Source organism: Streptomyces sp. NPDC007863 (genome assembly GCF_040633895.1).
Lineage (GTDB): Bacteria > Actinomycetota > Actinomycetes > Streptomycetales > Streptomycetaceae > Streptomyces.
Map to the genome: position 1 here is coordinate 71,364 of NZ_JBEYEI010000001.1, position 23,737 is coordinate 95,100.

Genomic DNA, 23,737 nt, shown 5'->3' on the forward strand with positions numbered 1-23,737 from the left:
GTGCGCGACGCCCGGAAAGATACCGGCGAGTATCCGATGCATCAATGCATCGGACGGCCTCCCCGCCCCCGACTTCCCGCACCCCGCCCCCGACTTCCCGCACCCGCCCCCGACTTCCCGCACCCCGCCCCTGACTCCCGCGCCGCGGAAGGCTCCGGTTCAGGACGCGGGAGCCCCGAACCGGGCCAGGTAGTGCCAGACCCTCTTGACGTCCTGGGGGTCGTACGCACCCGACAGGGAGGCGTCCTGGACGACGCGGGGGGTGAGGAGGCCGTCCTCGGCGATGCGGGTGCCGAGGTCGACGTACTCGGGGCCGCGGAAGGAGGAGTGGCGGCGGAGTTCGGGGACGGTGAGGCGGAAGCCGGGGTGCCATTCGACGGGGCAGGGGAGGCGTCGGGCGGCCTCCTCCACCGCGGTGCCCCGGTGGCTCGGGTCCAGGACCAGGGCCTCCACGTCCCGGGCGAGTTCCACCGGGCCGTGGACCTGCGCCTCGACGTAGTCGTCCAGCGGGTCCCGCTCGTCGGCCTCCGCCAGCGCCACCAGCGCCATCCGGGAGGCCACGCCGAAGTCCGTCGGTTCCAGGAAGCTGTCGGGGTAGCAGAAGCTCGTCCGGGCGGTGGCCTCCGGCGCGAGCCGCAGGTGGGCGGAGCCGAAGCGGGGCGCGGCGCCGTAGGGCCGCCGGCGGAAGTCCAGGGCGCCGTACACGGGGCGTTCGTGCGCCGGCGCCTCGTCGTAGGCACCGCCGAAGATCCGGCTCTCCCAGTTCCAGCGGTCGCCGCCGGGCCGGGCCGTGAGCCCGCCGTTGCCGGTGCCGGTCACGAACTGCGAGCGGTAGACGCCCTCGTCGGCCAGCCGGTCCAGGAAGTGCGGGTGGAAGTTGAGCGTGACCCGCAGGGCCGGGTCGACCGGTCCGCCGGACGAGCGGGCCGCCACGTGCGCCAGCGCCCGCCGTCCCGATTCGTGGACCGGCGAAGGGGCGGGGCGGGGCGTGGAAGTCGTCGTCATGGCAGGAGTGTGCCCGAGGCGACGGGCTTGCGGCGCGCGGATTTCGCTGGCTACGGTCGCCGCGCGACCAGCCGGAAAGCGCTTGCCCCGCCGGCTGTCGGCGTGACCCGTCCCCGCAGCCGTCCGCCCACCCCAGGAGCCCCGCGTGCCGCCCGCCCCCGACGTCCTCGTCTACACCCGTACCGCCGGCTACCGGCACGACTCCATCCCCGACGGCGCCGCCGCCCTCACGGGGCTCGCCGCCGCCCGCGGCCGCACCGCCGAGACCACCGAGGACCCCGCCGCCTTCTCCTCCGAGGGGCTCGCAGGGCGCGCGCTCGTCGTGCTGCTCTCCACCACCGGCACCGTCCTCACCCCCATTGGCGGCACCGCCCTGGAGACGTACCTGCGCGGCGGCGGCGCCCTCCTCGCCGTGCACGCCGCCGCCAACGCCGAACCCGACTGGCCCTTCTACGGCGAGCTCCTCGGCACCCGCTTCGCCGGCCACCCCCCGCTCCAGCCCGGCGCCGTCCTCGTCGAGGACCCCGCGCACCCGGCCTGCGCCCCGCTGCCGCCCCGCTGGGAGTGGACCGACGAGTGGTACGAGTACACCTCCCACCCGCGCGTGCCGGGCACCCGTGTCCTGCTGCGCGCCGACGAGACCACGTACGAGGGCGGCACGCTCGGCGCCGACCACCCGCTCGCCTGGTGCCGGACCGTCGACCGGGGCCGCTTCCTCTTCAGCGCCCTCGGGCACGCCCCGGAGGCGTACCGCGACCCCGCCTTCCGCGCCCACCTCGACGGCGCCCTCTCCTGGCTGCTCGGCTGACCCACGCGCGCGTGCGTCACCCCACCGCACCCGCCCCCCTTGCGCGCGCGCCCCGGAAGCGGGAGGTTTCCCGTGGGGGCCGACGCAGGAGGAGAAGGCCATGGCCATCGCCACCGTGAACCCCGCCACCGGCGAGACGCTGCGCACCTACGACGCGCACGGACCGGAGGAGGTCGAGCGGCGGATCGCCGCCGCCCACGAGGCCTTCCGCCAGTGGCGTACGACCCCCTTCGCCGAGCGGGCCCGGCTGCTGCGCGCCGCCGCCACCCTCCTCGACGAGGACACCGAGGACATCGCCCGCACCATGACCCTGGAGATGGGCAAGCCCCTCACCGCCTCCCGCGCCGAGGCCGGCAAGTGCGCCAAGGCCATGCGCTGGTACGCCAAGCACGCCGCGGAACTGCTCGCCGACGAGCATCCGGCCGAGAGCGACGTCCGCGACGCGGGCGCCGACCGCGCCCGCGTGCACTACCGGCCGCTCGGCCCCGTCCTCGCCGTCATGCCCTGGAACTTCCCCCTGTGGCAGGTGATCCGCTTCGCCGCCCCCGCGCTCATGGCCGGGAACACCGGCCTCCTCAAGCACGCCTCCAACGTGCCCAGGACCGCGCTCTACCTCGGCGACCTCTTCCGCCGCGCCGGCTACCCCGACGGCTGCTTCCAGACCCTCCTCATCGGTTCCGCCGAGGTCGAGGCGGTGCTCCGCGACCCGCGCGTGGCCGCCGCCACCCTCACCGGCAGCGAGCCGGCCGGCCGGGCCGTCGCCTCCGTCGCCGGCGACGTCGTCAAGAAGACCGTCCTGGAGCTGGGCGGCAGCGACCCGTACATCGTGATGCCCTCCGCCGACATCGTCCGGGCCGTGAAGACGGCCGTCACCGCGCGCGTGCAGAACAACGGCCAGTCCTGCATCGCCGCCAAGCGCTTCCTCGTCCACCAGGACGTGTACGAGGACTTCACCGAGCGCTTCACCGCCGCCATGAACGCCCTCACCGTCGGCGACCCCCTCGACGAGTCCACCGACGTCGGCCCGCTCGCCACCGAGAAGGGCCGCGCCGACCTGGAGGAGCTCGTCGACGACGCCGTACGCGAGGGCGCCCACGTCCTGTGCGGCGGCGCCCGGCCCGACGCACCGGCGCTCGCCCGCGGCTGGTACTACCGCCCCACCGTCCTCACCGGCATCACCCCCGCCATGCGGATCCACCAGGAGGAGACCTTCGGCCCCGTCGCCACCGTCTACCGGGTCCGGGACGCGGAGGAGGCGGTGGCCGTCGCCAACGACTCGCCGTTCGGGCTGAGTTCCAACGTGTGGACGCGCCGCGACGAGGAGGTCGACCTCTTCGTCCGCGACCTCCAGGCCGGCGGCGTCTTCGTCAACGGCATGACCGCCTCCCACCCCGCGCTTCCCTTCGGCGGCGTCAAGCGCTCCGGCTACGGGCGCGAGCTCGCCGGCCACGGCATCAAGGAGTTCTGCAACGCGACGACCGTCTGGCAGCGTGCCTGAACCAGCCCCACCGGGATCGGTAAGCACGTCAGCGCCGCGTCCACGCCAGCAGCCGGTCCGCGTCCCAGGTGTTGATCACCCGTCCGGCCGGTACGCCGCACTCCTCGGCCCGGGCGCAGCCGAGGATCTGCCAGGCCAGCTGACCGGGGGCGTGGGCGTCCGTGTCGACGGCGAGGTACGCGCCCGCCTCCACCGCCCGCCGGAGCAGCCGGCGCGGCGGGTCGAGCCGCTCCGGGCGGCTGTTGATCTCGACGGCCGTGCCCGACTCCGCGCACGCCGCGAAGACCCGCTCCGCGTCGAACTCCGACTCGGGCCGCAGCCGGCCGCCCGCGACCAGCCGGCCGGTGCAGTGGCCGAGGACGTCCATCCGCGGGTCGCGCACCGCGGTCTCCATCCGCCGGGTCATCGCCCGCGCGTCCATCCGCAGCTTCGAGTGGACCGAGCCGACCACCAGGTCGAGCCGGTCGAGGAGTCCGGGTTCCTGGTCGAGGGAGCCGTCGTCGAGGATGTCGCACTCGATGCCGGTGAGGAGCCGGAAGGGCGCCCACCGCTCGTTCAGCTCCGCCACCACGTCCAGTTGCTCCCGCAGCCGCTCCGGAGACAGCCCGCGGGCCACCGTCAGGCGCGGCGAATGGTCCGTCAGGACCGCCCAGTCGTGGCCGAGTTCGATCGCCGCCCGGCCCATCGCCTCGATCGACGCCCCGCCGTCCGACCAGTCCGAGTGGAGGTGGCAGTCGCCGCGCAGCGCCGCCCGCAGCTCGCGCCCGAACTCCGGCCGCTCCGGCTCCACGTCCAGGGAGTCCGTCAACTCCCGCTCCAGGTCGGCGAGATAGTCCGGCACGCGGCCCTCCAGCGCCTCCCGCACCACTCCGGCCGTCTTCGGCCCCACGCCCTTCAGGGACTCCAGGGTGCCGGCCGCCGCCCGGCGCTCCGCCTCGCCCTCGGGCAGCGCCTGAACCGCCGTCGCGGCCGTACGGAAGGCCCGCGCCCGGTACGCCGGGGCGCCGCCGCGCTCCAGGAGGAAGGCGATCCGGTTCAGCGCCGCCACGGGGTCCACGCCGGCCTCCTCAGCCGCCCGGCCGCGCGGCGTCCGCGCCCACCCGCGCCGGCCCGATCTCGCACCACACCGCCTTGCCCTCGCCGCGCGGCTCCACGCCCCAGCGCGAGGCCAGCGCGTCCATCAGGAGCAGCCCCCGGCCCGAGGTCGCCGCCTCGCCCGGGGTGCGCCGCCGGGGCCAGGCGCTCGACCGGTCCTGCACCGAGAGCCGCACCCGCCGCACCGGCTCGGGCAGCACCTCCAGGGTGAGCACCGCGCCGCCCTCCGTGTGCAGGAGCACGTTCACGAGCAGCTCGCCGGTCAACAGCTCGGCGTCGTCGGAGAGTTCCGGCATGCCCCAGTCCCGCAGCGCCTGCCCCACCGCCGCCCGCGCGTCGGAGAGGCCCTGCGGATCGGCCTGGTGGATGTACTGGTGGATGCGCGGCGCCCGCTGCGTACCGGGGTCGGGGCTCCGCCGCAGCACGAGCAGGGCCACGTCGTCGCCCGAGCCCCACCGCTCCCACAGCCGCTCCGACAGGTGGTCGGCCAGCGCCTCCGCCTGCGGCGGCCCGCTGCTCACCGCCTCCGACAGGGCGGCCAGTCCCGCCTCGATGTCGGTGCCCGGCTGCTCGACCAGCCCGTCCGTGCACAGCACCAGCGTCTCGCCCGGCACCAGGTCGAGCCGGGTCTCCGGGAACTCCTCCTCGCCGAACACGGTGGCGAGGCCCAGCGGCAGCCCGCCGCGCAGCTTCGGCTGCCCCACCCGCCCGTCGGTGTGCCGGATGAGCGGCCCCAGGTGCCCGGCGCGCACCGCCCGCACCGTGCCGCTCGCCAGGTCCACCTGTGCGTAGGTGCAGGTCGCGAAGCGGTTGGTGTCGAGCTCGGCGAGGAAGCGGGAGGCCCGGGCCAGCACCGTCGACGGGGCGTGGCCCTCGCCCGCGTACGCCCGCAGCGCGATCCGCAGCTGCCCCATGATCGCCGCCGCGTGGGTGTCGTGGCCCTGGACGTCGCCGACGACGATCCCGACCCGGCCGCGCGGCAGCGCGATCACGTCGTACCAGTCCCCGCCGACCTGCCGGCCGCTCCAGGCGGCGTGGTACCGGACCGCGATCTCCCCGCCGGTGATCTCCGGGATCCGGCGGGGCAGCATCGTCTCCTGCAGCCCGGTGGCCAGCTCCCGCTCCTCGTCGAAGAGGGTGGCCCGCTGGAGCGACTGGGCGACGATCGCCGCCAGGCCGAGCGCCAGGTTCCGCTCGTCCGCCGTGAAGGCCGTCCGGCCGCGGTAGAAGAGCGCCATCCCGCCCAGCGAACGCGCCTGCGCCACCAGCGGCAGATAGCAGGCCGCGCGGAACGGCAGCCGGTCCAGGTACGGCGCCAGCTCCGGGAAGTCCCGGCCGAGCGCGGCGAACGAGGACGCGAACCGCGGCCGGCCGCTCAGCACGGCCTCGGCCAGCGGCAGCCCCGGGTCGAGCCGCCGCATCCGCAGCCCGTCGAGGACCTCCAGGGAGTCGCCGCTCAGCGCGATCACGTTCAGCGAGCCGTTCTCGACGAGACCGAGCGCGAGCCCGTCCGCGCCGAGCCGCGCGAGCCCGCCGGGGCCGGTCAACGCGGCCGTCACGTCGTCCACGGTCACCGCCCGCGACAGCGCGTGCGTGGTCCGCTCGACGATGCTCGTCTGCATCTCGCGGCGCTTCTCCAGCTGCTGTACGAAGGCCGCGTGCGACACCTCGGCCGTGGTGTCCCGCACCGCCCCGACGATCCGGTGCGCCCGCCCGTCCCCGTCCCGCAGGATCCGCGCGAGCACGTGCGTCCAATGGGGTGTCCCGTCGTCCTGCGGGATCGGGAAGTGGGTGCTGTACGAGGACTCCCCGCCGGTCACCGCCGCCCGCACGACGTGGTCGAGGCGCATCCGCTCCGCCGGTTCGAGCCGCGCCACCAGGGTCGTGGGCAGGCCGTCGAAGCCGTCCGGGGACACGCCGAAGACCAGCAGCCCGGACGCGTCGACATCGATGGTGCCCGTGTCGAGATCCCAGTCGAAACTGCCGGTCCGGTTCATGGCGAGCCACTCGGCGGGACCGATCCCGCCCTCGTGCGCCCGCGGATCGTCTTCGGTCATCCCCCCCATTGTCGAACCCGCGCCCCGCCGACGCCATGGCTGTGACACGGCGTGGCGCCCGGATGCGGGGCGGGGGAGGGGGCACCAGAATGGCCAGTGCCGGGACCCACCCGCAGAAGCATGGAGGAGACGGCATGAACGCTGAGCCCGACGAGATGTCCCGGGGGGACGTACCGACGCCCGACCGGCTGCTGCACTCCGGTTCGGAGGGCGAGTTCACGGCGGAGGACCTGGTGCTCGCCTCCGGCCGCGACGTGACGCCGGAGACCCTGGCGTGGGCCGAACGCCGGATGGCGGAGAAGGGCCGCGCCTCCCTGGACGAACTCCTTCCCTAGCCGCACGAGGACGCACACCCGGGGCCCGGGCCGGTACGCACCGGGCCCCGGGCCTTCCGCATTTGTGGAACACGTTCTACCGTGACCGCCGTCGCGCCGGACTCCGACACCGGCGGCCGACAGCCGTCACGGGAGGCCGGGATGCACCTGCAGTACACGCCGGAACAGAACCGCCTGCGCGCCGAACTGCGCGCCTACTTCGCGGAGCTCGTCCCCGAGGACGTGCACGGTCGGTACGGGGACCCGGCCGCCCAGAAGCGCTTCTACCGCGAGACGATCCGCCGCCTCGGTGCGGACGGCTGGCTCGGCGTCGGCTGGCCCGTCGAGTACGGCGGCCGCGGCCTCACCCCGATGGAGCAGTTCATCTTCTTCGACGAGGCCGCCCAGGCGGGCGTACCGCTGCCGCTCATGGCCCTGAACACCGTCGGCCCGACGCTCATGCGGTTCGGCACGGAGGAGCAGAAGGCGTACTTCCTGCCCCGGATCCTCTCCGGCGAACTCGACTTCGCCATCGGCTACAGCGAACCCGACGCCGGCACCGACCTCGCCGCCCTGAAGACCCGCGCGGTGCGCGAGGGGGACACGTACGTCGTCGACGGACAGAAGATCTGGACGACCAACGGCGACACCGCCGACTGGGTCTGGCTCGCCGTCCGCACCGACCCGGACGCCGCCCCCCACAAGGGCATCACCATGCTCCTCGTCCCCACCACCGACCCCGGCTACTCGTGCACCGTCATCAACACCCTCGCCTCGCACGACACCACCGCCAGCTACTACGACGGCGTCCGCGTCCCCGTCTCGCGCCGGGTCGGCGAGGAGAACAAGGGCTGGCGGCTCATCACCAACCAGCTCAACCACGAACGCGTCACCCTCGCCGCCCACGGCACCATGGCCCTGCGCGCCCTCCACGACGTCCGCCGCTGGGCCGCCGACACCCTCCTGTCCGACGGCCGCCGCGTCCTCGACCTGCCCTGGGTCCGCCGCGCCCTCGCCCGCACCCACACCCGCCTCGACGCCATGCGCCTGCTCAACTGGCAGATGGTCAACGCCGTCCACCACGGCACCCTCACCCCCCAGGACGCCTCCGCCGTGAAGGTGTACGGCTCCGAGGCCCGCCGCGACGCGTACGCCGCCCTCATGGAGGTCGTCGGCGCGGCCGGTGCCCTCAAGGAGGGCTCCCCGGGCGCCGTCCTCCACGGCGAACTCGAACGCGGCTACCGCTCGGCCGTCATCTTCACCTTCGGCGGCGGCAACAACGAGATCCAGCGCGAGATCATCTCCTGGATCGGCCTCGGCATGCCCCGCGTCCGCCGCTGAGCCCCGCCCCGACCGGCCCCGCCCGGGATGCCCGCCGGCGACGGCGCGGGCAGGCTGGTGCTTCGGCGTGGCTCGCGGGCGAGAGGGTCGGGTGAGGAAGCCATGGGTGGTGCGCACAGCGGCGGCAAGGCCGGCGGCGCGAGGGCCGGCGGGACGGACCTCGGGGTCGCGCGGTTCTTCGCACGCCTCGCCCTGCTCGCGGCGGTCGGCTCGCTCGTCGTGCTCGTGCTCGCCCTCGGCGAGGGCGGTCTCCTCGTGGTCGGGGCCGGGCTCCTCGGGCTGATCCTCTGCGCCGTCGGCATCTGGTGGTTCGTCGCCCACCGGGGCCCGCTGCGGCTGCTCGGCGCGCTCCTCGTCGTCCTCGCCCCGGTCGGGGTGGTGGCGCTCTTCGCCTGGGACGGGCTGTGGCTGACCGCGCTCGTCCTGTGCCTGTGCTGGGGGCTCGCCGTGTTCTGCGCGCGGGCCGCGCTGCGCCGCTCCCGGCCGGAGGAGCCGCAACGGGCGACCCCGGCGGCCCGGCCGCGCAGCGCCGTGCTGATCATGAACCCGAAGTCGGGCGGCGGAAAGGTCGGACGCTTCGGGCTCGTCGAACGGGCGGAGGAGCTGGGCGCGCGGGTGATCCTCCTCGACCCGTCCGCCCCGGCCGACGTCGCCGCGCTGGCCCGGCAGGCCGTCGCCGACGGCGCCGACCTCCTCGGCGTCGCGGGCGGCGACGGCACCCAGGCGCTGGTCGCGGCGGTCGCCGCCGAGCACGACCTGCCGTTCCTGGTGATCTCCGCCGGGACCCGCAACCACTTCGCCATGGACCTCGGGCTCGACCGGAACGACCCCGCGCGCTGCCTCGACGCCCTCACCGAAGGCGAGGAGCTCCGGATCGACCTCGGCGACGTCTCGGGGCGGGCCTTCGTCAACACCGTCTCGTTCGGCGTCTACGCCGACGTCGTGCAGCGGCCCGAGTACCGCGACGACAAGGCCGGTACGGCGCTCAGCCTCATGCCGGACCTGCTGGTCGGCGACGGCGTACGCCGGCTCGACTCCCTCGTCGACGGCGACCGGCTCGACGACCAGCAGGCGCTGCTCGTCAGCAACAACCCGTACTTCTCGCCCGACGAGGTCAGCGGCGCCGGCCGCCGCCCCCGGCTCGACGACGGCGAGCTGGGCGTGCTCGGGATCCGGGTGGAGGACGCCGCCCAGGCCGCCGACCTGGCCGTACGCGGCTCCCAGTCCACCGGCCTCACCGTCCTGAGCGCCCACCGCGTGGAGGTGACCGCCGCCGACGCGGCGGAGCTCCCCGTGGCGGTCGACGGCGAGGCCCTCCGCATGCCCACCCCCGTCGTCTGCACCCTCCGCCCCGGCGCCCTCCGCGTCCAGGTCCCCCGCGACCGCCCGGGCGTCGTCCCGCCCCCGCCCGCCCTCGACTGGCGCCGCATCCGCGACCTCGCCCTCGGCCGCAGCGAGCACCCCCCGACCCGGTGACCGCACCCGACGCCGGGGACCGGGACGGGGACGGCCCCGGCGGGCAGGCAGCCGCCGGGCAGGGAGCCGACGGCCCCGCCGTCCCGGCCGACGACGGAGCCACCGGCCCGGCCACCCGCCCCGCCGCGCGCCGCCACCGGCTGCCGTACGTCGGCCTCCCGGGCGCCTGGGGCGCGCTCGTGCTCGCCTGCCTTTCCTTCACGCCCTCCCTGCTGCCGCGCGGCGGGATCCTGCAGGGCGTCATCACGGGGATCCTCGCCGCGATCGGCTACGGGCTCGGCACGGTCGGCGCCTGGATCTGGCGGGCCTTCGCCGACCGCGAGGCCCGGCCCGCGAGCCGCCGGGCCTGGCACGTCCTGCTCGTCACCGCCGTGGTGCTCTTCGCGTTCGCGTTCGGGCTCGGGCAGTACGGCCAGCACCGGATCCGCGCGCTCCTTGAGGTGACGGAGTACGACCTCCTCCACTGGATCCTGTCGCCGCTCGTCGCGTTCCTGCTGTTCGCGCTGGTCCTCGCGGGCGCCCGAGGGGTCCGGTGGGTCCACCGCCGGGTCGCCGCGTGGCTGCGGCGCTGGATCGGCGCGCGGGCCGCGAAGGCCGTCGGCGGCATCCTCGTGGCCGTCACCGGGGTGCTGCTCCTCAGCGGTCTGCTCGTCGACGGCCTGGTCGAGGCGGCGAACCAGGCGTTCTCCCTGCGGGACACCGAGACCGAGGAAGGCGTCGAGCGGCCCACCAGCACCCTGCGCTCGGGCGGCCCCGAGTCGTACGTGCCCTGGGACTCGCTCGGCAGGACGGGGCGCACCTTCGTGGCCGGCGGGCCGTCGGCCGCCGAGATCGAGGACTTCACCGGCCGTGCCGCGCGGGAGCCCGTCCGGGCGTACGCGGGGCTCGACACCGCGCAGGACACGGAGGCGCGCGCCGCCCGCGCGGTGGCCGATCTGCGCCGGGCCGGCGGACTCGGACGCGGCAACCTCCTCGTCGTGACGACGACGGGCAGCGGCTGGGTGGACCCCGCCGCGGTGGACAGCTTCGAGTACCTCACCGGCGGCGACGCCGCGACGGTCGCCCTCCAGTACTCGTACCTGCCCTCCTGGCTGTCGTACCTCGTCGACCAGTCGAAGGCGCGCGAGGCGGGCCGCGAGCTGTTCGACGCCGTCTACGACGCCTGGTCGCAGCTGCCGCCGGACGCGCGCCCCCGGCTGTACGTGGCGGGGGAGAGCCTCGGTTCGTTCGGCGGGGAGACCGCCTTCAGCGGCGAGTACGACCTGCGCAACCGCACGGCCGGGACCCTCTTCGCGGGCCCGCCCAACTTCAACGCGCTCTTCCGGCGCTTCAGCGACCACCGGGAGCCCGGCAGCCCCGAGATCCAGCCGGTCTACCGCGGCGGGCGCACCGTACGCTTCGCCAACGACGCCGGCGCCGGCATCCCGCCGCAGGACACGCCGTGGGAGGGGTCCCGCGTGCTGTACCTCCTGCACGCCTCGGACCCGATCGTCTGGTGGGGCCCGCAGCTCATCTACGACGAGCCGGACTGGATCGGCGAGGCCCCCGGCGACGACGTGCTGGAGTCGATGATCTGGGTGCCGTTCGTGACGTTCTGGCAGGTCACGGCCGACCTCCCGTTCGCCACCGGGGTGCCCGACGGGCACGGCCACACCTATCGCGCGGAGTACGTCGACGGCTGGAACGCCGTCCTGCGCCCCGAGGGCGTCACCGAGCCGGACCTCGCCCGGCTGCGCGCGCTCATGACGCGTGGCTGAACGGGGCCCTCCCCCCGCGCGCTCCTTCCGTTTGCGGAGCCGGAGGAGCCGGGTTTGAGTGTGGATGACCCCCCACGCCCTTTCAGGAGCACAGACATGTCGATGGCGTTCGGTTCCTCCTTCGGCCCCTCCGATCCGTTCGGCGACCTGCTGAACCGCTTCTTCGGAATGTCCCCGGCGTCCTCGCCACCGGCCGTGCAGCGGGTCCCCATCGGCCGTCTCCTCACCGAGTCGTCCCACGAACTCCTCAACACGGCCACCGCCAAGGCGGTCGCCGACGGCACCACCGACCTCGACACCGAGCACCTCCTGTGGGCCACCACCCAGGTCGAACCCACCCGCCGTCTGCTCGCCCGCTCCGGCGTCGACCCCGACGAACTCGCCGACAGGATCGCCAAGGTGCTGCCGCGCGAGGCCGCGGAGCCCTCCGCCGAGCCGGGCCTCACCCCCGCCGCCAAGCGGACCCTCGCGCTCGCCCACGCCACCTCACAGGCCGCCGGCGTCTCGTACATCGGCCCCGAGCACATCCTCGGCGCCCTCCTCGGCGACGCCGACTCGGGTGCCTCCCGCTTCCTGCGCGCCGAGGACCTCGACGTCACCAAGCTGCGCGGGATGACCGACCAGGCCGCCCGCGGCGGCGAGGCCACCGCGCCCGCCGCGCCCAAACAGCCCGCCACCACCCTCGACGAGTTCGGCCGCGACCTCACCGAGGAGGCGAAGGCGGGCAGGCTCGACCCGGTCGTCGGCCGCGCCGAGGAGATCGAGCAGACCATCGAGATCCTCTCCCGCCGCTCCAAGAACAACCCCGTCCTCATCGGCGAGCCCGGCGTCGGCAAGACCGCCATCGTCGAGGGCCTCGCCCAGCGGATCGTGGCCGGGGAGGTCCCCGACACCCTCAAGGACAAGCGGGTCGTCTCCCTCGACCTCTCGGGCATGGTCGCCGGCGCCCAGTACCGCGGCCAGTTCGAGGAACGCCTCAAGAAGGTCATCGAGGACGTCCAGAAGTCCGAGGGCGAGATCGTCCTCTTCATCGACGAACTGCACACCGTCGTCGGCGCCGGCGCCACCGGAGAGGGCTCCATGGACGCCGGGAACATGCTGAAGCCCGCCCTCGCCCGCGGCGAGCTGCACGTCGTCGGCGCCACCACCATCGACGAGTACCGCAAGTACATCGAGAAGGACGCCGCCCTGGAACGCCGCTTCCAGCCCGTCCTCATCCCCGAGCCGACCGTCGAGGAGACCGTCCAGATCCTCGAAGGCCTCCGCGACGCGTACGAGGCCCACCACCAGGTCCGGTTCGCCGACGGAGCCCTCGCGGCGGCCGCCGAACTCTCCGACCGGTACATCAGCGACCGCTTCCTCCCCGACAAGGCCATCGACCTCATGGACCAGGCCGGCGCCCGCGTACGGCTCCGCAGCGCGGGCCGCTCCACCGAGGTCATCAGCCGCGAGGACAGGCTCGCCAAGCTGCGCCGCGAGAAGGACCAGGCCGTCGCCGCCGAGGAGTTCGAGAAGGCCAAGCAGCTCAAGGAGGAGATCGCCGAGGTCGAGGGCGAACTCGCCGGCATCGAGGAGCGCCGCGAGGGCGTCGTCTCCGTCACCGCCTCCGACATCGCCGACATCGTCGCCCGCCGCACCGGCATCCCCGTCAGCCAGCTCACCACCACCGAGAAGGACCGCCTGCTCAGGCTGGAGCAGGAGATGCACGACCGGATCGTCGGACAGGACGAGGCCGTCACCGCCGTCTCCGAGGCCGTCCGCCGCAACCGCGCCGGCATGGGCGACCCCGACCGGCCCGTCGGCTCCTTCCTCTTCCTCGGCCCCACCGGCGTCGGCAAGACGGAACTGGCCAAGACCCTCGCCGAGCTGCTCTTCGGCGACGAGGACCGCATGATCCGCTTCGACATGAGCGAGTTCCAGGAGAAGCACACCGTCGCCCGGCTCGTCGGAGCGCCTCCCGGTTACGTCGGCTACGAGGAGGCCGGGCAGCTCACCGAGAAGGTCCGCCGCCAGCCGTACAGCGTCGTCCTCTTCGACGAGGTGGAGAAGGCCCACCAGGACGTCTTCAGCACCCTGCTCCAGGTCCTCGACGACGGGCGCCTGACGGACGGCCAGGGCCGCACCGTCGACTTCCGCCACTGCGTCGTCATCATGACGTCCAACATCGGCGCCCACCGGATCCTCGCCCACGAGGGCGACGCGGCCGAGCTGAAGGACGAGCTGATGGAGGACCTGCGGGGCCGCTTCCTGCCCGAGTTCCTCAACCGCATCGACGACATCATCGTCTTCCACAGCCTCACCCAGAAGGACCTCACCGAGATCGTCGAACACCTCCTCGACCGCAGCAAGCACCGCGTCCACGCCCAGGGCATGACCCTGGAGGTCACCGAGGCCGCGACGAAACTCCTCGTCGCCCACGGCTACCAGCCGGAGTTCGGCGCCCGGCCGCTGCGCCGCACCATCCAGACCGAGCTCGACAACCGCGTCGCCTCGCTCCTCCTCGGCGGCGAGGCGGAGCCCGGCGACACGATCGTCGCCGACGTCGTCGACGACTCCCTCCACTGCACGATCCGCAAGGGCGAACCCGCCGCCACGGAGACGGCCGCCGTAGCGGCCTGACGCACGCCGCCGACCGCGCGCGGAACGGCCCCCGCCTCAAACGAGGAGGCGGGAGCCGTTCGCCGTACGCCGTTCGCCGGTCAGCCCGTCGGCTCGATCACGACCTTGAGGTGCTTCATGATCGGCTGGTCGCTCTGGGTGCTGTAGTCGCCCAGGGCGCACAGCACGTTCATCTCCGGCATGTACCCCGCCGCGCAGCCGCGCGGGATGTCGTACGGCACGGCCAGATAGCCGTGCAGCGAGCGCCGGCTGCCGTCGCGGGCGGTCGCGGTGATGTCCACCGGGGCGAGTTCCGTGATGCCCCGCTCGCGCATGTCGGCGCGGTTCATGAAGACCAGCGTGCGCAGCCCGCTCACGCCCCGGTAGCGGTCGTCGTCGGAGTAGATCGTGGTGTTCCACTGGTCGTGCGAGCGCATCGTGCCGAGCGCGAGCGTGCCCGGCTCGGGGACGACGTCCGGCAGCGGCGCGGCGGAGAACTCCGCCTTCCCCGAGGGGGTGAGGAAGACCAGCTCGCGCGCGGGCTGCTTGATGCGGAAGCCGAGCGGCAGCCGCACCCGCCGGTTGAAGTCCTCGAAGCCGTCCAGGACGCGGGCCATGGTGTCCCGGATCCGGTCGTAGTCCTCCACGTACCAGGCCCACGGCGTGGCGCTGTCCGGGAGCGCGGCCCGCGCCATGCCCGCGACGATCGCCGGCTCGGAGAGCAGGTGCGGCGACGCGGGCTTCTTCATCCCGCGCGACAGGTGGACCATGCTCATCGAGTCCTCGACCGAGGTGGCCTGTTCGCCCTTGCGCTGGTGGTCCTTCTCGGTGCGGCCCAGGCACGGCAGGATCAGCGCCCGCCGGCCGTGCACCACATGGCTGCGGTTGAGCTTGGTGCTCACCTGGACGGTCAGCTCGCAGTTCCGCAGCGCCTCGTACGTGACGGGCGTGTCGGGCGCGGCCAGCGCGAAGTTGCCGCCCATGCCGACGAAGACCTTGACGTCGCCGCGTCCCATCGCCTCGATGGTGCGCACGGTGTCGAGGCCGTGGGCGCGCGGCGGATCGATCCCGCAGACCTCGCCGAGCCGGTCGAGGAAGGCCTCGGCGGGGCGGTGGTCGATGCCGCAGGTGCGGTTGCCCTGGACGTTGCTGTGGCCGCGCACGGGGGACGGGCCGGCGCCCTCGCGGCCCAGGTTGCCGCGCAGCAGCAGCAGGTCGACGATCTCGCGGACCGTGTCGACGCCGTGTTCGTGCTGGGTGACGCCGAGGCACCAGCTGACGATCGAGCGGTCCGCCTCCCGGTACACCCGGGCCGCCTCCAGGATCTCCTCGCGGGGCAGCCCGGACTGGTGCTCGATCTCCTCCCAGGGCGTGGCCTCGCACACGGCCCGGTACTCCTCGAAGCCGGCCGTGTGCCGCTCGATGAACTCCCGGTCGAGCGCCTTCGGATCGGACACCGACTGTTCGAGGACAGCCTTCGCCATGCCCCGCAGGAAGGCCATGTCGCCGCCGATCCGCGGCTGGAGGTTGAGCGTCGACGTCCGGGTGGCGTGGAAGGTCGCCATGTCCTTGAAGTCGTGCGGGATGATCGTCCGCGTGGCCGCGGCCTCCACCAGCGGGTTGACGTGCACGATCCGCGCGCCCCGGTGGTACGCCTCGGCGAGTGCGGTGAGCATCCGGGGCGCGTTGGACGCCGCGTTGACGCCGAGGATGAACAGCGCGTCGGCGGTCTCCCAGTCCGCGAGGTCCACCGTGCCCTTGCCGGTGCCGAGCGACGCCGTCAGGGCCCGGCCGCTCGCCTCGTGGCACATGTTGGAGCAGTCGGGGAGGTTGTTGGTGCCGAGCTCGCGGGCGAGCAGCTGGTAGAGGAAGGTCGCCTCGTTGCCGAGCCGGCCCGAGGTGTAGAACGACGCCTGGTTCGGGTCGTCGAGGCCCCGCAGGGCGCTGCCGACCAGCTCGAAGGCGTCCTTCCAGTCGATCGGCACGTAGTGGTCGGTGCCGGGGTCGTACACCATCGGCTCGGTGAGCCGGCCCTCGTTCTCCAGCGCGTAGTCCGTCCATCCGGCCAGCTCGGTCACCGAGTGCGCGGCGAAGAAGTCCCGCCCGACCCGCTTCCGGGTCATCTCCCAGGTGACGTGCTTGATGCCGTTCTCGCAGATGTCCAGGTGGAGGCCCTTGGTGTCGTCGGGCCAGGCACAGCCCGGACAGTCGAACCCGGTGCGTTCGTGGTTCATCTTCATGATCGCCCGGGGCCCGTCCACGGGGAGGGCGCCCTCCCGGACCATGAACCGGGTCACGCTCTTGGCGGCGCCCCAGCCGGCGGCGGGATGGTGGTACGGCCGGACCTCCAGCTCCCCGTCGGGGACGGGGCCCACCCGGGGTTCCAGGCCGTCCTGCTGCTTTCGGTCGAGGCTCATGGCCTGCCACCTTTCCGGCGCACACGGGCGCGAGGGAACGCGTAGGACCCCCTCCCGGCAGGCTATGCCGGGCCGCACCCCGTCGCCATTCGGCCGTGCGGGGGAGCGGCGACGGGCCGGCGACGGGCTGCGGGGTCGCCCGACCCTGGATACGCTGACGCCGATTTGCCCCTCTTTGCGAGTCTGCTCCCGCCCTTTCGACGACAGTCCGCTCCCGACCTCTCCACGACGAGTCCGCTCTCGAACTCTCCACGACGAGACCGCTCCCGACCTCTCCACGACGAGCCTCATCCACCCCGTCTCTCGGTTGCGAGCCTCCGTTACCGCCACCTCCGTATCCCTTCCGACCCGACGGGAGTCGCATGGCCGCCCCCCAGCCCGTCCCCCAACTCGTCCTCGGCCCGCCCACCAAGGCCGCCCTCTTCCTCACCCTCACCGTCGCGCCCGGCCGGGAGACCGACGTACGCGAAGCGCTCGGCGGCCTGTCCGGGCTCGCCCGCTCCGTCGCCTTCCGCGCCCGCGACGACGCCCTCGCCTGCGTCGCCGGCCTCTCCTCCGGCGCCTGGGACCGGCTCGTCGGCGGGCCCCGCCCCCGCGAACTGCACCCCTTCACCCCCCTCCAGGGCCCCCGGCACCGTGCCCCCGCCACCCCCGGCGACCTGCTGCTCCACCTGCGGGCCCGCCGCGCCGACCTCTGCTTCGAACTGGCCCGGGTCGTCCTGGACGGCTTCGGCGACGCCGTCACCGTCGTCGACGAGGTCCACGGCTTCACCTACTTCGACGACCGCGACCTCCTCGGCTTCGTCGACGGCAGCGAGAACCCGACGGGACCGTCCGCCGCCGGTGCCGTCCTCGTCGCCGACGAGGACCCCGGCTTCCGCGGCGGCAGCTACGTCATCGTGCAGAAGTACCTCCACGACCTCACCGCCTGGAACGCGCTCTCCACCGAGGAGCAGGAGCGGGTCATCGGCCGTTCCAAGGCCGACAACGTCGAACTCCCCGACGACGTCAAGCCGTCCGACTCGCACGTCGCCCTCAACACCGTCGAGGACGAGGACGGCGAGGAGCGTCAGATCGTCCGCCAGAACATGCCGTTCGGACGGCTCGGCGCGGGCGAGTTCGGCACGTACTTCATCGGGTACGCCCGCACTCCCGCCGTCACGGAACAGATGCTCCGCAACATGTTCCTCGGCGACCCGCCCGGCAACACCGACCGCATCCTCGACTTCTCCACCGCCGTCACCGGCGGCCTCTTCTTCGTCCCGAGCGCCGACCTGCTCGACGACCTCCCGGCCCCGGAAACGGCCTTGGGCGCGGCTCGGGAATCCGCAGCGGAAGCCGTGGCCGTGACCGTGGCCGAGCCCGAGCCTGATCCCGAAGCCGTAGCCCCAGTTGCCGCCGCGGCCGTGGGCCTGGGCATCGGCAGCCTGAAAGGAGTACCGGCGTCATGACCAGCCTCCCCGGCAACCCCACCCCCACCAGCAACCTGCACCGCGAACTCGCCCCCATCACCCCCGCCGCCTGGGCCGAGATCGAGGAGGAGGCCCGCCGCACCTTCCGCCGCACCGTCGCGGGCCGCCGCGTCGTGGACGTCCCCGACCCCGGCGGCGCCACCCTCGCCGCCGTCGGCACCGGCCACCTCACCGACCTCGCCGCGCCCGCCGAAGGCGTCCGCGCCCGGCTGCGCGAGGCCCGCCCGCTGGTCGAGCTCCGCGTCCCCTTCACCGTCGACCGCTCCGCCGTCGACGACGTCGAACGCGGCGCCAAGGACTCCGACTGGCAGCCCGTCAAGGACGCCGCCCTCGCCCTCGCCCTCGCCGAGGACAGCGTCGTCTTCGACGGGTACGAGGCCGCCGGCGTGCGCGGCCTGCGCGCCGCCTCCTCCAACCCGGCCGTCGCGCTCCCCACCGAACCCCGCGACTACCCCGACGCCGTCAGCCGCGCCCTCACCGCCCTGCGGCTCGCCGGCGTGGACGGCCCGTACGCGCTGCTCCTCGGCGCCGACGAGTACCGGGCCGTCAGCGAGACCTCCGACCACGGCTATCCGGTCGCCGCCCACCTCGGCCGGATGCTCGACGGGCCGCCGATCTGGGCCCCCGCCGTCACCGGCGGGTTCGTGCTCTCCACGCGTGGCGGCGACTTCGAGCTCCGCCTCGGCCAGGACGTCTGCATCGGCTACACCCGGCACGACGCCGACACCGTGGAGCTGTACCTCCACGAGACGCTCACCTACTTCACGTACACGGACGAGGCCGTCGTCGTCCTCGGCGGCGCGTGACCGGAACACACGCCTGGTCGTGGCGGTACGCGGTCCCCCGGCTGGCCGGCGCGGGCGTCGTCGGCGCCGCCGTCGGGGCGGTCACCGGCGCGCTCGCCGAGACGGCGCTCGGCATCCTCGCCGGGATCGCCGCCGCCGAGACCGTCTTCGTCGTCACCGGCTGGATCGTGCTGTGGCCGATGGACGCCGCCGTCACCCGCCGCAACCTGCGGCGCGAGGAGTTCCGGCCGGTCGTCGAGGAGCTGGCGGTCGTCACGGCGGCCCTCTGCGGGCTCGTCGCCATCGTCGCGCTGCTCCTCGTCGACTCCGGCGACGACCGGGCCGCCGCCGCGACCGCCCTCTGGGGCGTCTTCATGGCCTGGGCCGCCCTCCACCTCATGTACGCGACCCGCTACGCGTACCTGTACTACGGGCCGCCCGAAGGCGGCATCGACTTCAACTCCGACGAGCGGCCCCGCTACACCGACTTCCTGTACTTCTCCTACAACCTCGGCATGACGTACCAGGTCTCGGACACCAACGTCTCGGACTCCGGGATCCGGGCGGTCGTCCTGCGCCACTGCCTCCTCTCGTACGTCTTCGGCGCCAGCATCCTCGCCACCGCGATCAACCTCGTCGCCGGCATCGTCGCCGGCTGACCCGGCGCGCGCCGGCCCCGGGCCCGGGCGACCGGCCCCGGCCGCCCCGGTGTGCGCGGGCCGACCCGGTGTGCACGGGCCCCCTGCGCCCCGGCAGACTCGCCCCATGAGCAGCACGCGTCCGCGCCCCGCCCGCCCCGCCCGCCCCGTCCGCCCCGCCGGTTCCACCCCGACCGCCGTCGTCGTCGGTGCCGGCCCCAACGGGCTCGCGGCCGGCGCCCTGCTCGCCGAGGCCGGCGTCGAGGTCACGGTCCTGGAGGCCGCGCCGACGATCGGCGGCGGCACCCGCACCGACGAGGCGATCCTGCCCGGTCTGCTCCACGACCACTGCTCGGCAGTCCACCCCCTCGCCGTCGCCTCGCCCGCCCTCCGGCACCTCCGCCTCGACCGGTACGGGCTGAACTGGCGGCTCCCCGAGGTCGACTGCGTCCACCCCCTCGACGACGGCACCGCCGCCGTCCTGTACCGCTCGGTCACCGAGACCGCCGCCGGGCTCGGAGCCGACGCGGCCCGCTACCGGGCCCTGCTGGCCCCCTCGGTCCGCCGCTGGGAGGCGCTCTCCGCGGACGTCATGGGCCCGCTCCTGCGCGTCCCCGACCACCCCCTCCTCCTGGCACGCTTCGGCCTGCCGACCGTCCTGCCCGCCGCCGCCCTCGCCCGCCTCTTCCGCACCCCGGGCGCCCGCGCGCTGTGGGCGGGCGTCGCCGCCCACGCCTACCGCCCGCTCACCGACCCCCTCAGCTCCGCGATCGGCCTCGGCATCCTGACCGCCGGGCACGCGGCCGGCTGGGCCGTCGCCGAGGGCGGGTCCCGCTCCATCACCGACGCCCTCGCGGCCGCCCTCCGCGCCCACGGCGGCCGGATCGAGACGGGCGTCAGGATCACCCACCGCTCCCAGCTGCCGCCCGCCGACCTCACGCTCCTCGACCTCGACCCGGCCCAGGCCGCGGCCGTGTACGGCGACCTCCTGCCGTCCCGTACGGCAGCCGCGTACCGCCGCTTCCGGCGCGGTCCCGGCGCCTTCAAGGTCGACCTGGCGGTGGAGGGCGGGGTGCCGTGGCGGGCGGAGGCCGCCCGCCGGGCCGGGACGGTCCACCTCGGCGGCCCGCTCGCCGAGGTCGTCCGCGCCGAGCGGGACGTCACGGACGGCCGGATGCCGGAGCGCCCCTTCGTCCTCGTCGGCCAGCAGTACCTCGCCGACCCCTCCCGCTCCGTCGGCGACGTCCACCCGGTGTGGACGTACGCGCACGTGCCGCACGGCTACGACGGCGACGCGACCGACGCGATCCTCGCCCGCCTGGAACAGTTCGCCCCCGGCGTCCGCGACCGCGTCGTCGGCCTGCGCGTCACCCGCCCCGCCGACTTCGCCGCCGCCAACCCCAACTTCGCCGGCGGTGACATCCTCACCGGCGCCAAGACCGTCCCCCAACTGGTCCTCGGCGCCCGCCCCGCCCTCGACCCCTACGCCACCGGCCTCCCCGGCGTCTACCTCTGCTCCGCCGCCACCCCGCCCGGCCCCGGCGCCCACGGCATGTCCGGCGCCGGCGCCGCCACGGCCGCCCTCCGCCACCTCGGCATCCGACCGCCCTGGCGGTAGGCCGTCACGTCGTACCGTCGTGGCGGTGGGCCGTCACCCCGTCCACGGCCCGACGACCCGCGCGGCCCGCTCCGGATCGGCCTCCAGCCAGCCGCGCACGTGCTCCCGTACCGCCTCCTCCACGCAGGCGCGGACACGGGCGCCGCCCAGCGTCGTGAGGGTGGAGCCCGTGAACTCGGGCTCGTCGAGGCGCACCGACACCACGGCCGTGACCGCGTACCCGACTGCCTCGGACCCCATCGCCTCGGGCCCGATCGCCGGGGCCTCGCCGGAGAGCAGCGCGCACGCGCGCGTGTACGAGGTCACCGCGCCGGCCAGACCGTCGAGGAAGCCCTCCAGGTGCGTCCCGCCGTGCGGGGTGGCCAGGCCGTTGGCGTACCCGATGACCTGGCCCCGGTCCTCCTGCCGCCAGGCGAGCGCGACGTCCAGGACGCCGGCCATGCGCGGATCCTCCAGGGAGAAGGCGAGGAGGTGCTCCGGCGGGGTGCCGTTCCGGGCGGCGCACAGGGCGGTGACGTGGTCCCGTACACCGCCGGGGTGCCTGTACCGCTGTAGGCCCGGACCGTCGGCCGGTCTCTCGTCGGTCAGGGTGAGGTCGAGGCCGGGGTACAGGAAGGCCAGCTCCCGGAGCTGCTCGCCGAGGGCGGCGGCCGAGGCGTCCACCGTCTCGAAGATCCCGGGGTCGGGGTGGAAGGTGAGCGCGGTACCGGTGCGGTCCGCCGACCCGGCGACGACCGGAGGCCCGAGGGCGGTGCCGCGCGCGAACTCCTGCACCCGGCGGACGCCGTCCCGGCACACCTCGGCCGTCGTGCGCGTCGACAGGGCGTTGACGACGGCGAGTTCCGTGCCGCCGGACCAGGCCCAGAGCCTCGACCGGTCCACGGCCCGCTTCCCGGCGTACAGATGGCAGAGCCGCTGCTCCAGGGAAGGCCCCCCGTCATCGGCCGGCGCGTCGAGCGGGACCCCGGGCCCGTCGTCGGCGATCCGTACGCCTCCGCCGGCGAGGAACGTGACCTCGACGGTGCGGCTCCGCCGGGCGACGGTCTCGTTCACGGCGTGCTCGACGACGCCGAGGACCATCCGATGAAGCCCCCGGACACCCGTCGATCCGTGTACATCCCGGGCCGCCTCCGCACGGCTTCGAGCCCCTCGAACACGGTGATCCGTGCGGCGTCGTACGGCAATTCCCCGCCCATGGCGAAGCCCTCCCCAGGTCGTCGGACAACTGCCGCCCACGCTAGGGGATTTACCGGAAAAGGCCAGGTCAGGGCAGAGGTGTGGGAGGTCTGCGCGGACGCCTCCCGGCCCTGTGGTCCGGTGCCGGGGTCCTGGGGTGGACGGCCTGTGGGCGGACGCGCACGGCCCCGTCCCGGCCCGGCAGGGGCCCTCCCGCAGCGGCGCGGCGGCCACCGTTTCACCGTGTTCCGTCAGGGAGTGCCGGTCAGGCCGAACGCCGGGCGCGCGTGGGTGAGGAAGGCGCGGACGGCCGGGTGGTGCGCGGGCTTCCAGACCAGGGCGAGGAGGGCCGGGACGTCCACGTCGTCCAGGGGGAGCGTGGTGAGACGGTCGGCGTAGGCGCCGGCCATCGAGGCGCTCAGCACGGCGACCCCGAGGCCCCGCGCGGCGAGGTCGGCGATCGAGTCGGCGGCCCCGGCCTCCAGGGCGATCGACGGCCGGAGGTCCTGCGCGGCGGACGCCTGGTCCAGTACCGCCCGCAGGCCGGTGCCGCGCGGCATGCAGATGACCGGGTGGGCCGTCAGGTCGCGGAGGGCGAGGCGGTCCCGGCGGGCCAGGGCGTGCGTGGGCGGGACGGCCGCGACGAGCCGTTCGCTGATGATCGTCAGGGCGTCCAGGCCGTCGGGGAGCGCGCCGGCGGCGCCGATGAGCGCCAGGTCGACGGAGCCGTTGCGCACGGCCTCGACGAGCCGGTCCGAGTCGTCCTCCCGCAGCAGGACGTCCACCCCGGGATGCGCCGTGCGGAAGGCGGCGAGGGCGTCGAAGAGCGGGGTGACCGTGCAGCCGACGACCATGCCGAGGGTCAGCCGGCCGCGCACCAGTCCCGTCACCTCGTCGACCGCCCGGCCGACCGCCTCGGCCGACGCGAGCGCCGCACGCGCGTGTGCGAGGGCGGCCTCCCCGGCGACGGTCAGGGTGACCGCGCGGGCCGAGCGGTCGAACAGCTCGGCGCCCAGCTCCTGTTCGAGCCGCCGGATCTGCGCGCTGACACCGGACTGGCTGATGTGCACCCGCTCGGCGGCCCGGGTGAAGTTCCGCTCCTCGGCGACCGCGACGAAGTACTCCAACTGCCTGAGATCCATGACTGTGGATTCTAGTAGGCAGCAGAACCATCTGTTGGACTTCTGATGTGTGGCCCGCGAGGCTGGAGACACGGAAACCGAGGACGCGGTCCCAGCCAGGAGGAACCCCATGCCGGAGTACGAGAAGGCCATGCGCCCCGAGGACATCACCCGTCTCTTCGTCGAGCGGTCCAACGCGGGCGACGCGGCGGGCGTCGCCGCGCTCTACGCCGAGGACGCCGTGCTGGCCTACCCGCCGGGCGAGGTGACGGTGGGGCGGGAGGCGATCCGCGTCCTGTGGGAGAAGGTGCTGGCCCGCCGTCCGCGCTTCGAGCCGGAGGAGCCGCTGCCCACCCTGGTGAACGGCGACGTCGCCCTCACCTCCACCCCGCCGAAGGACGGCACCGGCGCCCGGGCCCAGGTCGTCAGGCGCCAGCCCGACGGCAGCTGGCTGCGCGTGCTCGACCAGCCCGAGTTCGTCCCGGCGGCGGCGCGCTGAGAGGCGCTTCGACGAGGGACACGCGGGCGGGGGAGCCGGAACGGCCCCCGCCCGCGTGCGCG

General features: G+C 74.4%; 18 protein-coding genes. 12 read left to right on the top strand and 6 right to left on the bottom strand.

From position 1 onward, the window contains the following. Positions 1–159: 159 nt before the first annotated feature. Positions 160–1,005 carry a DUF3626 domain-containing protein gene (locus ABZ621_RS00315; RefSeq protein ID WP_360599074.1) on the bottom strand — a complete coding sequence of 282 codons (846 nt, stop codon included), beginning with the start codon at positions 1,003–1,005 and terminating at the stop codon, positions 160–162. A gap of 145 nt (positions 1,006–1,150) precedes the next feature. Here ABZ621_RS00315 and ABZ621_RS00320 point away from each other — a divergent pair, with 145 nt between their 5' ends. Together ABZ621_RS00320 and ABZ621_RS00325 are read left to right on the top strand one after the other, a co-directional pair. Beyond that, positions 1,151–1,813 (top strand): ThuA domain-containing protein, encoded by a 663-nt coding sequence (locus ABZ621_RS00320; protein ID WP_360599076.1) that lies wholly within the window; start codon positions 1,151–1,153, stop codon positions 1,811–1,813. A 100-nt stretch (positions 1,814–1,913) separates the two neighbouring features. Beyond that, the gene (locus tag ABZ621_RS00325) at positions 1,914–3,311 is read left to right on the top strand and encodes an NADP-dependent succinic semialdehyde dehydrogenase (RefSeq protein WP_360599078.1); all 1,398 of its coding nucleotides are present in this window, start codon (positions 1,914–1,916) and stop codon (positions 3,309–3,311) included. 28 nt (positions 3,312–3,339) lie between these two features. On the opposite strand, the gene ABZ621_RS00330 is transcribed toward ABZ621_RS00325, so the two are convergent. Together ABZ621_RS00330 and ABZ621_RS00335 are read right to left on the bottom strand one after the other, a co-directional pair. Next, positions 3,340–4,368 (bottom strand): PHP domain-containing protein, encoded by a 1,029-nt coding sequence (locus tag ABZ621_RS00330; RefSeq protein WP_360599080.1) that lies wholly within the window; start codon positions 4,366–4,368, stop codon positions 3,340–3,342. A gap of 10 nt (positions 4,369–4,378) precedes the next feature. Further along, on the bottom strand, positions 4,379–6,463 hold the full coding sequence (locus ABZ621_RS00335; RefSeq protein WP_360599082.1) for a SpoIIE family protein phosphatase: 2,085 nt from the start codon (positions 6,461–6,463) through the stop codon (positions 4,379–4,381). A 134-nt stretch (positions 6,464–6,597) separates the two neighbouring features. Here ABZ621_RS00335 and ABZ621_RS00340 point away from each other — a divergent pair, with 134 nt between their 5' ends. The 5 genes from ABZ621_RS00340 to ABZ621_RS00360 all read left to right on the top strand — a co-directional run bounded on the left by ABZ621_RS00340 (position 6,598) and on the right by ABZ621_RS00360 (position 13,970). Further along, positions 6,598–6,798, top strand: a complete 201-nt coding sequence (locus tag ABZ621_RS00340) for a hypothetical protein (protein ID WP_360599084.1) — start codon at positions 6,598–6,600, stop codon at positions 6,796–6,798. Positions 6,799–6,939: 141 nt separating this feature from the next. Continuing rightward, the gene (locus ABZ621_RS00345) at positions 6,940–8,118 is read left to right on the top strand and encodes an acyl-CoA dehydrogenase family protein (RefSeq protein WP_360599873.1); all 1,179 of its coding nucleotides are present in this window, start codon (positions 6,940–6,942) and stop codon (positions 8,116–8,118) included. Between the two features lie 102 nt (positions 8,119–8,220). Further along, a complete protein-coding gene (locus ABZ621_RS00350) occupies positions 8,221–9,594 on the top strand; it encodes a diacylglycerol kinase family protein (protein WP_360599086.1) in 1,374 nt (457 codons plus the stop codon). Beyond that, a complete protein-coding gene (locus ABZ621_RS00355; RefSeq protein WP_360599088.1) occupies positions 9,591–11,351 on the top strand; it encodes an alpha/beta-hydrolase family protein in 1,761 nt (586 codons plus the stop codon). Before ABZ621_RS00350 ends, ABZ621_RS00355 begins: the two co-directional genes overlap by 4 nt. A gap of 96 nt (positions 11,352–11,447) precedes the next feature. Further along, positions 11,448–13,970 (top strand): AAA family ATPase, encoded by a 2,523-nt coding sequence (locus ABZ621_RS00360; protein ID WP_360599090.1) that lies wholly within the window; start codon positions 11,448–11,450, stop codon positions 13,968–13,970. Between the two features lie 80 nt (positions 13,971–14,050). Here the strand turns inward: ABZ621_RS00360 and ABZ621_RS00365 are convergent, their stop codons facing one another. Further along, positions 14,051–16,366 (bottom strand): FdhF/YdeP family oxidoreductase, encoded by a 2,316-nt coding sequence (locus ABZ621_RS00365; RefSeq protein ID WP_360599092.1) that lies wholly within the window; start codon positions 16,364–16,366, stop codon positions 14,051–14,053. Between the two features lie 362 nt (positions 16,367–16,728). Here ABZ621_RS00365 and ABZ621_RS00370 point away from each other — a divergent pair, with 362 nt between their 5' ends. The 4 genes from ABZ621_RS00370 to ABZ621_RS00385 all read left to right on the top strand — a co-directional run bounded on the left by ABZ621_RS00370 (position 16,729) and on the right by ABZ621_RS00385 (position 20,879). Then, on the top strand, positions 16,729–17,817 hold the full coding sequence (locus ABZ621_RS00370) for a Dyp-type peroxidase (RefSeq protein ID WP_360599094.1): 1,089 nt from the start codon (positions 16,729–16,731) through the stop codon (positions 17,815–17,817). Next, entirely contained in the window at positions 17,814–18,644 is an 831-nt protein-coding gene (locus ABZ621_RS00375) for a family 1 encapsulin nanocompartment shell protein (RefSeq protein WP_360599096.1), read from the top strand. The genes ABZ621_RS00370 and ABZ621_RS00375 overlap by 4 nt, the downstream gene beginning before the upstream one ends. After that, positions 18,641–19,282 (top strand): DUF1345 domain-containing protein, encoded by a 642-nt coding sequence (locus ABZ621_RS00380; protein ID WP_360599098.1) that lies wholly within the window; start codon positions 18,641–18,643, stop codon positions 19,280–19,282. Before ABZ621_RS00375 ends, ABZ621_RS00380 begins: the two co-directional genes overlap by 4 nt. Before the next feature lie 106 nt (positions 19,283–19,388). Beyond that, a complete protein-coding gene (locus ABZ621_RS00385) occupies positions 19,389–20,879 on the top strand; it encodes an NAD(P)/FAD-dependent oxidoreductase (RefSeq protein WP_360599099.1) in 1,491 nt (496 codons plus the stop codon). Between the two features lie 33 nt (positions 20,880–20,912). On the opposite strand, the gene ABZ621_RS00390 is transcribed toward ABZ621_RS00385, so the two are convergent. Beyond that, positions 20,913–21,959 carry a DNA gyrase subunit B gene (locus tag ABZ621_RS00390; RefSeq protein ID WP_360599101.1) on the bottom strand — a complete coding sequence of 349 codons (1,047 nt, stop codon included), beginning with the start codon at positions 21,957–21,959 and terminating at the stop codon, positions 20,913–20,915. 347 nt (positions 21,960–22,306) lie between these two features. Continuing rightward, positions 22,307–23,197 (bottom strand): LysR substrate-binding domain-containing protein, encoded by an 891-nt coding sequence (locus tag ABZ621_RS00395; RefSeq protein ID WP_360599102.1) that lies wholly within the window; start codon positions 23,195–23,197, stop codon positions 22,307–22,309. 109 nt (positions 23,198–23,306) lie between these two features. Here ABZ621_RS00395 and ABZ621_RS00400 point away from each other — a divergent pair, with 109 nt between their 5' ends. Then, a complete protein-coding gene (locus ABZ621_RS00400; protein ID WP_360599104.1) occupies positions 23,307–23,675 on the top strand; it encodes a nuclear transport factor 2 family protein in 369 nt (122 codons plus the stop codon). The last annotated feature ends 62 nt before the right edge of the window (positions 23,676–23,737 follow it).